This window comes from Lamprobacter modestohalophilus, from assembly GCF_016583905.1.
In the GTDB taxonomy this organism is placed as follows: domain Bacteria; phylum Pseudomonadota; class Gammaproteobacteria; order Chromatiales; family Chromatiaceae; genus Lamprobacter; species Lamprobacter modestohalophilus.
Genome location: NZ_NRRY01000034.1, coordinates 44,586 through 54,757 on the forward strand (window position 1 = coordinate 44,586; position 10,172 = coordinate 54,757).

Sequence of the window (10,172 nt, forward strand, 5' to 3'; positions counted from 1 at the left end):
GCGAAGCGCGCTTGGCGCTGATGTGCGGTGGCGATAGGGGTGACAGAACGGGTGCTCGGTGGCTGGTGCGTTCGGCGGACTATGGCCGCGCGTCGCCAAGCCCGGGTCTTGGGCTAAGCCGAGCCGGTGGGGATTCTTGGAGCATGCCACGCAACGAGTTTGGCAGGGCCTCGGTGATCAAAAGGTCAGCGAAGTCGCCGATCAAAGTCTCTGGGCCGTTAAAATTGACCACTCGGTTGTTCTCAGTGCGCCCGGCGAGCTGTCTCGGATCTTTACGCGAGGGGCCTATCACAAGCACCCGATGAACCTGGCCTACCATCTTCCGACTGATCTGTTGCGCCTGCTGGTTGATCTGCTGCTGCAGGCGTGCGAGCCGTTCTTGCTTGACGGCGGCCGGCACGAGGTCCGGATAGTCGGCTGCGGGTGTTCCAGGGCGTGCACTATAGATGAAACTGAATGATTGGTCGAAGCCGATCTCGCTCACCAGGCTCAGCGTATCCTGGAAATCGGCCTCGGTCTCACCGGGGAAGCCGATAATGAAATCCGACGAGATGCTGATCCCAGGCCGCGCGCGCTGCAGCCGGCGGATCTTGTCCTTGTACTCGAGCGCCGTGTGGCCGCGCTTCATCAGCGCCAGTATCCGATCGGAGCCGCTCTGCACCGGGAGATGCAGATAGCTGACCAGCTCTGGCACCTCGGCATAGGCATCGATCAGGTTGTCGCTGAATTCGACTGGATGGGAGGTGGTAAAGCGGATGCGGTCGATGCCATCGATGGCTGCGCAGTAGCGGATGAGCAGCGCGAGGTCGGCGATCTCGCCATCGTGCATCGGGCCACAATAGGCGTTGACGTTTTGCCCCAGGAGGTTGACCTCGCGGACGCCCTGCTCGGCGAGACCCGCGACCTCGGCAATCACGTCATCGAAGGGTCGGCTGACCTCCTCGCCTCGGGTATAGGGAACTACGCAATAGGTGCAGTACTTGGAGCAGCCTTCCATCACCGAGACATAGGCGCTCGGGCCATCGGCGCGCGGTTCGGGCAGATGGTCGAATTTCTCGATCTCGGGGAAGCTGACATCGATTTGCGGCTGATGCCGCTGCTCGACGGCATCGAGCATAGCCGGTAGTCGGTGCAGCGTCTGCGGGCCGAAGACCAGGTCGACGTAGGGCGCGCGTTCGCGGATGGCGTCGCCTTCTTGGCTGGCCACGCAGCCACCGACACCGATGATCAAGCCCGGGCGCGCATCCTTCCATGGCCGCCATCGCCCAAGCTGAGAGAAGACCTTCTCCTGTGCCTTCTCTCGGATCGAGCAGGTGTTCATCAGGAGCACATCGGCCTCCTCTGGCCGATGGGTGCGTTCGAGTCCATGCGATTCGCGCAGTAGGTCCGCCATCCGAGACGAGTCATACTCGTTCATCTGGCAGCCGTAGGTTTGGATGAAGACTTTGCGTTGCATGGACTCTGATGGCGGTGCTGGGGCTGTTTCAGCGGCTGATCACGTCACTCTATGATCAGGTCACTCTATCTGGAGAGCCATCCTCAGGAAAGGGGATCATGGTGTCAAGCGGCGCTTAATCAATCGGTTTTCGGTGCCGTTGGCTGGGCCGCTAGACGCCGAACTGCTGTCTACGCTGAGCCGCCTGGCGGACGCCAGGCTTGATCGTCATCATGAAACAACTGCTTCATCGTCCGAGTGGGCGGCGCGCAATGTCTGCCGGTGAACTCGCCTTCGGTGCCATCTTGACGGGCAGAGTTGTCCGGCTGGGCAGTGATGCTCCTTGGAAAGGCGGCCGAGAAGGGCGGCACAAAGTACGGTGCATCCGGCCCACCTCTTGCGAGGAATCACGCATGGCGTGTTCCGGGAATTACCTAGGCGCTGGCTGGGCTCTAGCTGACTTGAGTCAATGCGCTGCCGGCTGTCACATCAGAGTCCTATCAACAACATCTTGCGTTCGCTATACTCCGCAACACAATATCTTGTGTCTTCCGTCGGTGAGCCGTTTTATGTCGACCCTTGCTGCCCAAGTCGCTGTTTTGCCAACGAGCGTGACCAAACGCGACGGCGAACAGATCCCATTCGACGCCTCGAAGATCCAGTCGGCGATCGCGCGTGCTGGGCAGGCGACGGGCGAATTCGGTGAGATGGAGGCGCAGCTGCTGACCGCGCAGGTGGTCAAGGTGCTGGCGCATCGTTATGGGGAAGGACGCAACCCGGACATCGAAGGGATTCAGGATGTCGTCGAGCAGACCCTGATCAGCGCCAACCATTTCGAGACCGCGCGCTCTTATATCGTTTATCGCGAGCAGCGTGCCAAGCTGCGCGCTGATCGGCGCACGCTGGTGGATGTCTCCAGTTCGATCAACGAGTATCTGGACCGCTCGGATTGGCGCGTTGCGGCCAATGCTAATCAGGGCTACTCGCTCGGTGGGCTGATCCTGAACACCTCGGGCAAGATGATCGCCAACTACTGGCTGTCGCATGTCTATCCGCCGCAGGTCGGCGAGGCGCATCGCGAAGGCGACATCCATATCCACGACCTCGACATGCTGGCCGGCTACTGCGCGGGCTGGTCGTTGCGCACGCTACTGACCGAAGGGCTGAACGGGGTGCCAGGCAAGGTGGAGGCCGGCCCGCCGCGGCACATGTCGAGCGCGATCGGACAGATCGTCAATTTTCTTGGCACGCTGCAGAACGAGTGGGCCGGCGCTCAGGCGTTCTCGAGCTTCGATACCTACATGGCGCCCTATGTGCGCGTCGACGGGCTCGACTACCCGCGCGTCAAGCAGTACATCCAGGAGCTGATTTATAACCTCAACGTGCCGTCGCGCTGGGGCTGCCAGTGCGTCGATGCCGAGACCGAATGCCTGACCGAGCAGGGCTGGAAGCGCTACGACCAGATCGCCGAGGGCGAGCGGATCGCAACCTTCGATTGGCGCAACAATTGCTTGGAGTACCTGGAGCCACTGGCGATCACCGCCTACGACTTCGACGGCGAGATGTACGTGCTACGCAACCGCACCCAAGAGCAATGGGTCACGCCACAGCACAAGGTCGTGCGCAAGGTCTTCAATTCGGATAACCGTTGGATTCTCGAAGAGATTGAAGACGTCGCCAAGCTGAAGTCGCCGGTGATCGTGCCGAATGCCTGGGAGACGACCTCGACGGTCGAGGTGGACGACAACCTGGTCATGCTGCTGGCCTGGGTGGTCGCTGAAGGCAACCTCGATTTCGATGCCGGGCGTCGGCGCGTCAGCATTTGGCAATCGACGGGCAACCGCGAGAACGCCGCCGAGATCGAATGGCTGTTGACCGAGATGAGCCTGACCTGGCACGAGCGACGCCAGACCGGCACCTATGCCAATCACCCGGTCTGTCGTTACCGACTCAACAGCGAGGGCAGTGAGCTGGTGCTCGGCTATCTGCAGCGCAAGTGTGTGCCTGCATTGATCCGCACCCTGTCGGCGCGGCAGATCCGGCTGTTTCTCGACACCTATGTCAAGGGCGACGGCAGCATCGAGCCGAACGGCCGCACACGCATCTATACCAACGACCAGGAAAACCTCGACGCCCTGCAAGAGCTCTGCAGCCTGGCTGGCTATGGCAGCACGACCTACACCCGGAAAGACTCTGGCGTGCATGTGCTGAACATCGTCCGCAACCGCGAGACCTATATTCAGCTAATCGAACGCAAGCCTTATCGCGGCAAGGTCTGGTGTCCGACCACCCGCAACGGCACCTTCGTCGCTCGTCGTCGCGGCAAGACCTTCATTACTGGTAATACCCCGTTTACGAATCTGACCTTTGATTGGGTCTGTCCCGAGGATCTGCGCGAGCAGGTGCCAGTGATCGGTGGCGTGGAGCAGTCGTTTACCTACGGCGAGCTGCAGACCGAGATGGATATGATCAATCGCGCCTACATCGCGGTGATGACCGAGGGCGATGCCAAGGGCCGTATCTTCACCTTCCCGATCCCGACCTACAACATCACCGAGGACTTCCCCTGGGACAGCGAGAATGCTGAGCATCTCTTCGAGATGACGGCCAAGTATGGCTTGCCCTACTTTCAGAACTTCCTCAACTCCGAGCTCTCGCCGAACATGGTGCGCTCGATGTGCTGCCGGCTGCAGCTGGATCTGACCGAGCTGCTCAAGCGTGGCAATGGCTTATTCGGCTCGGCCGAGCAGACCGGCTCGCTCGGCGTGGTGACCATCAACTGCGCTCGGCTCGGCTATACCCATCGCGGCGATGAGGCCGGGCTGCTGCAGCGGCTCGATGAATTGATGGAGCTGGCGAAGAAGAGCCTGGAGCTGAAGCGCAAGGTGATCCAGCGCCACATGGATGCCGGGCTCTTCCCTTATACCAAGCGCTATCTCGGCACCCTACGCAATCACTTCAGCACGCTCGGGGTGAACGGCATCAACGAGATGATCCGCAACTTCACGGCGGATACCGACGACATCACCACCGAGTGGGGGCATGCCTTCGCTTGCCGACTGCTCGATCATGTGCGTGCGCGCATGGTGCAGTTCCAAGAAGAAACCGGGCACATGTACAACCTGGAGGCGACACCGGCCGAGGGTACGACCTATCGCTTCGCGCGGGAGGACAAGAAGCGCTTCCCAAACATCCTGCAGGCTGGCACCGAGGATACGCCCTATTACACCAATTCCTCGCAGCTGCCAGTCGGCTATACCGACGACGCCTTTGAGGCACTGGCGGCGCAGGATCAGCTGCAGACCAAGTACACCGGCGGTACGGTGCTGCACCTGTACATGGGCGAGCGCATCGGCTCCACCGAGGCCTGCAAGCGCCTAGTGCAGCGGGCGCTGACCAACTTCCGGCTGCCCTACATCACGGTGACACCGATCTTCTCGGTCTGCCCAACCCATGGCTACATCGCTGGCGAGCACGAGTATTGCCCCAAGTGCGATGCCGAGCTGATCGAGAAGAAGCGCGCTGAGCTGCAAGCCGCGACGGCCTGAGTGCTGGCGTATCGAGCGATTGCAGGCGCAGAAGAACGACGAAGCGAACGAGTAGATCATACGAGCTAACGCGGCCGAAAGCCGGCCGTGCCATCCAAATCGACAGGAGTATCCAATGACTGAAACAACCACTGAGCCGACCATCGAGCTGCGCGACGAGGAGCGCACCCGCTGCGAGGTCTGGACGCGCGTGATGGGCTATCACCGGCCGGTTTCCGCCTTCAACCGTGGCAAGCAGGCCGAGCATCAGGAGCGCACCTATTTCCAGGAGCGACCAGCGGGGCGCCTGGATGTACATCCGCACTCGAGCTGGCGCGCGAGCCAGGACTCAGGCCAGCAGGCGGCCCATCGTCCGCATCAGCGCTCTGGCGAGGCTCGGCGCGAAGCCGCTTGAGCGCTCGCGCTCCTGAGAGAAGGATCAGACAACGGCAAGACGACGTTCGGCGATGATCAAGCCCAAGCTCCAGTCTGTCTCCACTCGGCTCCGGCTCGGCGGACTGACGCCGCTGACCAGCGTCGATTATCCGGGCGAGCTAGCGGCCGTGATCTACTGCCAGGGCTGCCCCTGGCGCTGCCCCTACTGCCATAACGGCCATCTGCTCGATGCCGCGCCTGAAGCTGAAAGTGAAGGTGAAGGTGAAGGGGCAAGCGAAGAGATCGGGCAGCATGCGATCACTTGGCCCGAGGTGCTTGAGCTGCTGAGATCCCGTCGTGGTCTGCTCGACGCCGTGGTCTTCAGTGGCGGCGAGCCAACCGCGCAATCTGCACTGGCCGATGCGATGGCCGAGGTGCGAGCGCTCGGTTTCAAGGTCGGGCTGCACACCGGCGGTCCTTATCCGCAACGCCTGCGCGCCTTGCTGCCGCTGCTCGACTGGGTCGGGCTGGATATCAAGGCCCTGCCCGAGGACTATCCTCAGGTGACCGGCGTGCCCGGCTCCGGCGAGCAGGCTTGGCAGAGTCTGGCGCTGCTGCTCGACGCCAAGGTCTCACTGGAGGTGCGCACCACACCGATGCCGGGGCTCGATGACGATGCCTATCTATCACGGCTGATGCATCAACTGGCCGAGGCCGGCGTGACCCATTACGCCTTGCAGCAGGCGCAATCCGCTCATCTGCTGGAGCCAGCGCTGCGCCATCAGCTGCGTCATTTTTCCAAGCACGCGCTATCCAATGCCGCGGGGCTTGAGGACTCTGCGGGCGGACTGCCCAATCCATTCCCGCATTTCGAGTTGCGCGCGGCCTGATCGTGATGCCGGCGTGCGATGCCGGTGTTTCAGGCCGATGTTTCAGGCTGGCTTTGCCAAGCTGCCGCGACGGCTCCTGGATCAAGTAAACTCTGGCCCCGAGGTGGCCTTGGGGTCACGGAGCTTTGGGAAGGGCACCCTCATCGACATCGGCACACTGATCCTGGTCACCGTGGTCGTCAGCGCGACGCTGTCGATCGTGCTGTTCCTGTTCGCCGATCATTCCGGGCGCGATGGTCTGGCGTTCTGGGGCGTTTCCGCGGGGCTCTATTCCGCTGCCTACGGACTCTTCTTACTGCGCGGCTCAGCGAGCGACCTGCTCTCGGTTGTCGCGGCCAATATCCTGCTCGCTGCCTCCTTGGCCTTTGCGCTCGAAGCGCTCGTCCGTTTCTTTGGCAAGGGGCCGTCGCGCTGGCTGATCTGGCTGCCAGTGCCGGTGATGGGGGTCGGCATGTTCTGGCTTGGCGAGCAGTTCGAGCCGCGCGTGATGCTCAACGCCGCCCTGCTCTGGCTGCAGGTCTTGCTGATGACGATCCTCGTCGTCCGCCACTGGCGGGGCACGTCGGGCCGCGGACGTTATCTGCTGCTGGTCAGTCTGGTCGTCGTCTTGATCTTGCTCGCGGCGCGCCTGCTCGGAACGGCGCTTGGCGGCTTGGGTGCGGGCAGCCTGTTCGAGTCCAGTCATTTGCAGACGCTGACCTTCCTCGCGGCCATGCTGTTTCAACTGTTGCTCGCGCTGGCGGTCATCGTCATGGCCCGCGAGCGCATGGAAGAGGAGCTGCGCAGGAACGAGCAGCGATTTCGCACCCTGGTCGAGGATGCCAACGACGTGATCTATACGCTCGATCTCAATGGCGTCTTCCGCTACCTCTCGCCGAACCTGCGTGAGATCCTGGGTCTGGAGCCGAAAGATGTGGTCGGCCAGCACTTTGCCACCATCGTGCACGCCGATGATCTACCCGGCTGCGAGGCCTTCTTGCAGCGCCTGCTGAGCACCCGCACCAAGCAGAGCGGGCTTGAGTATCGGGTGCGCCATGGCGATGGGGGTTGGCGCTGGCATGTGACCAATGCCTCGCCCTTGCTTGACGGCAATGGCGCGCTATCGGGCATGATCGGCATCGGCCACGACGTCAGTGAGCGCAAGCTGGTCGAGGACCAGACCCATCGCTTGGCGCACTATGATGCCTTGACGGAGCTTCCCAATCGCGGCCTCTTCTTTGAGCGCTTGCAGCAGGCCATGCGTGAGGCTGAACGCAAGGATGGTCAATTGGCGGTGATGTTCCTCGATCTCGACCGCTTCAAGCCGATCAACGACAGCCATGGGCATGCGGTCGGTGATCGCGTGCTGCAGACGCTCGCCGAGCGTCTCAGGGCTTGTCTGCGCGATGCTGACACCATCGGCCGCATCGGTGGCGATGAGTTCCTGATCCTGCTGCCCGAGGTTGGCAGTGCGCGCGATGCCTGCGTGGTGGCGGAGAAGCTGGTGAGGCGGGTACAGACGCCGCTGAATATCGCCGGCCTCCACTTAGAGATCTCCTGCAGCATTGGTGTCGCCCTCTATCCGGCTCATGGTCGCGACGGCACCATGCTGATTCGTCATGCCGATGAGGCGATGTACGAGGCGAAGCGGGCGGGGCGTGATCAGGTTCGGTTGTATGATGGCGAGATTGATCAGTGATCTTGAACAATAGATCGAGGCTCTGCCTGAAGGTTTGAGCATCAAAATCCTTAAAGATCAAGTGCATACGCAGGCGTGACCGACTGCTCCCCAATATGCACTCGCCGATACTGAGTTTAGCATCCATATCGTCAGCACCTATGGTCGCGGGTGGGGATGTCCGGGTGGCTGTTGGACTTGGTCTGGTTTCGCGGGCTATTGGTACCTTCGATCTCGAGGGCGAGCGGCTTATCATTCTCGGTCGATTGAGATCAGGTCTTGGGAGGGAGCCATATGTGCAGCAAAGAACCGCCACTAGCGCATGTGCGCTTGGGTACCGATGGTTGCTGGTATCGGCATTCCCTAGTCGAGCACTTACAGGCTGTCGCTCAACGATCTGGTCATTTCGCTTCAGGCTTCGGCGGCCGGGATTGGGCAGCCCTCGCGGGTCAATGGCATGACCTCGGCAAGTATCGCGACCGATTCCAGCATTACATTCGTGCTGCTTCTGGGCTGGATCGGGAGACGGCGCATATCGAATCCCGATCTGGGCGTACCACGCATTCGACCGCTGGTGCGCTGCTCGCGGAACAGCGTCTCGGCTTGATCGGGCGTGTAGTCGCCTATCTCATCGCCGGACACCACGCTGGTCTGCACGACTGGTCCGAAGGGCTTGATGCCCGCATGGCCAGCGCGGATGCCCAAGAAGAGTTGGCCGAGGCGCTCGCAGCTGAGCCGCCAGCAGAGATCCTGCAGGCTGAATTTCCGCAGGCGGATTTGCAAGGCGTGCCAGGTGGCTCCATGGGCTTCGCCCTCTGGGTGCGAATGCTGTTCTCGTGCCTGGTCGATGCGGACTTTCTGGATACGGAAGCCTTCATGGCGCCGGAACAGGTATCGTCGAGGGCCGGTTGGCCGGGCATGGAGCTGCTCGCGGAACGCTTTGATGCGGCGATGTCGGAGCTGCTCGCCAAGGCCGAGCCGACGCCCGTTAACCTGCTGCGCCGCGAGATTTTGCAAGACTGGCGAAACGCCGCACTCAAACCGCCGGGTGTCTTCTCGCTGACCGTCCCGACCGGGGGCGGAAAAACCCTGTCCAGCATGGCCTTCGCGCTCAACCATGCGCGCCAGCATGGCAAGCGCCGCATCATCCACGTCATTCCTTACACCAGCATCATCGAGCAGACCGCAGACGTCTTCCGCGGCATCTTTGGTGATGCGGTGATTGAGCATCATAGCGCTGCTGAATCTGATCCGACCCAGGAAGGGCTGCGCAGCCGGCTTGCCTGCGAAAACTGGGACGCTCCCATTGTCGTCACGACCAGCGTGCAATTCTTCGAATCCCTGTTCGCGGCGCGAACCTCACGCTGCCGCAAGCTGCACAATCTGGTTGATAGCGTCGTCGTGCTGGACGAAGTTCAGCTGCTGCCGCCGGGCTTGCTGCAGCCCATCGTCGATGCACTGAGGCTGCTCACCGAGCAGTACGGGATGACGCTGGTGCTCTCCACCGCGACACAGCCCGCCCTCGGTAACCGGTGCTATTTCGACGCCGCGAGGAACTTTAACGGCTTCGATAGAATGCACGAGATCATCCCTGACCCTGATCGGCTCTATGCGAAGCTAAAGCGTGTTGAGGTACGCATGCCCGGCGACATGCAGCGGGCGACCGACTGGGAGTCGCTAGCGTCGGAGCTGATCGAACATGATTCGGTGCTTGTCGTGGTCAACAGCCGGCGTCATGCCCGCGAGCTGCATCGCTTGATGCCGCCGGACACGCTGCATCTGTCCGCGCTCATGTGCGGCGCTCATCGCTCGCGGGTCATCACCGAGATCAAGCAGCGGCTCGCTGATGACGTGCCGACGCGGGTCGTTTCGACCCAACTCGTCGAGGCCGGTGTCGACCTCGACTTTCCTGTAGTCTACCGGGCGTTTGCAGGACTCGATTCCATCGCCCGGTAGTGCTCTACATGTGTTTCTCACACGGCAAGGCCGAACTCATACCGATTGATAAAAAGCCCAATGACAGTATCGTGCATGACGTCGAGTTTGGAAAAACAGATGGTTTTCCGTGCCAGGCGTTTAATACGTGTTCTGAGCGTAAGATGCTTGCGTTCAATTTTTTGTGTATTGGCCTTACCAGTCACTTGCTGCTGCTCCGGTAGATGACGTTGATAGGCTCCCCAGTCGTCAGTAAAAAATATTCTAATGCCGAATGGCTCAAGAAGAGCCTTCAGCTCGAGGAACACCTCATCTGTACGCCGACCAAACACATAGGCAAGAACAACGCCAGT

At 61.3% G+C, this 10,172-nt stretch carries 6 protein-coding genes and 1 pseudogene; 5 read left to right on the plus strand and 2 right to left on the minus strand.

Translation table 11 applies throughout. The features are described from left to right. Positions 1–79 precede the first annotated feature (79 nt). Positions 80–1,456 carry a tRNA (N6-isopentenyl adenosine(37)-C2)-methylthiotransferase MiaB gene (gene miaB, locus CKO42_RS17610; protein ID WP_200246861.1) on the minus strand — a complete coding sequence of 459 codons (1,377 nt, stop codon included), beginning with the start codon at positions 1,454–1,456 and terminating at the stop codon, positions 80–82. Between the two features lie 548 nt (positions 1,457–2,004). On the opposite strand from miaB, the gene CKO42_RS17615 reads away from it, so the two are divergent. From CKO42_RS17615 to CKO42_RS17635, 5 genes and pseudogenes are all read left to right on the plus strand, one after another. Then, positions 2,005–4,983 (plus strand): ribonucleoside triphosphate reductase, encoded by a 2,979-nt coding sequence (locus CKO42_RS17615; protein ID WP_200246864.1) that lies wholly within the window; start codon positions 2,005–2,007, stop codon positions 4,981–4,983. 115 nt (positions 4,984–5,098) lie between these two features. Continuing rightward, positions 5,099–5,266: pseudogene (gene nrdD, locus CKO42_RS27460) on the plus strand (anaerobic ribonucleoside-triphosphate reductase); the annotation flags it as partial. Positions 5,267–5,429: 163 nt separating this feature from the next. Then, positions 5,430–6,227 carry an anaerobic ribonucleoside-triphosphate reductase activating protein gene (locus tag CKO42_RS17625; RefSeq protein ID WP_200246870.1) on the plus strand — a complete coding sequence of 266 codons (798 nt, stop codon included), beginning with the start codon at positions 5,430–5,432 and terminating at the stop codon, positions 6,225–6,227. 109 nt (positions 6,228–6,336) lie between these two features. Next, complete coding sequence (locus tag CKO42_RS17630) at positions 6,337–7,905, plus strand: sensor domain-containing diguanylate cyclase (RefSeq protein ID WP_200246872.1); 1,569 nt, start codon at positions 6,337–6,339, stop codon at positions 7,903–7,905. A 273-nt stretch (positions 7,906–8,178) separates the two neighbouring features. After that, the gene (locus CKO42_RS17635) at positions 8,179–9,840 is read left to right on the plus strand and encodes a CRISPR-associated endonuclease Cas3'' (RefSeq protein ID WP_200246874.1); all 1,662 of its coding nucleotides are present in this window, start codon (positions 8,179–8,181) and stop codon (positions 9,838–9,840) included. A gap of 17 nt (positions 9,841–9,857) precedes the next feature. Here the strand turns inward: CKO42_RS17635 and CKO42_RS17640 are convergent. Next, the coding region (locus CKO42_RS17640) for an IS1 family transposase (RefSeq protein WP_242479486.1) at positions 9,858–10,172 on the minus strand (315 nt) is incomplete at its 5' end.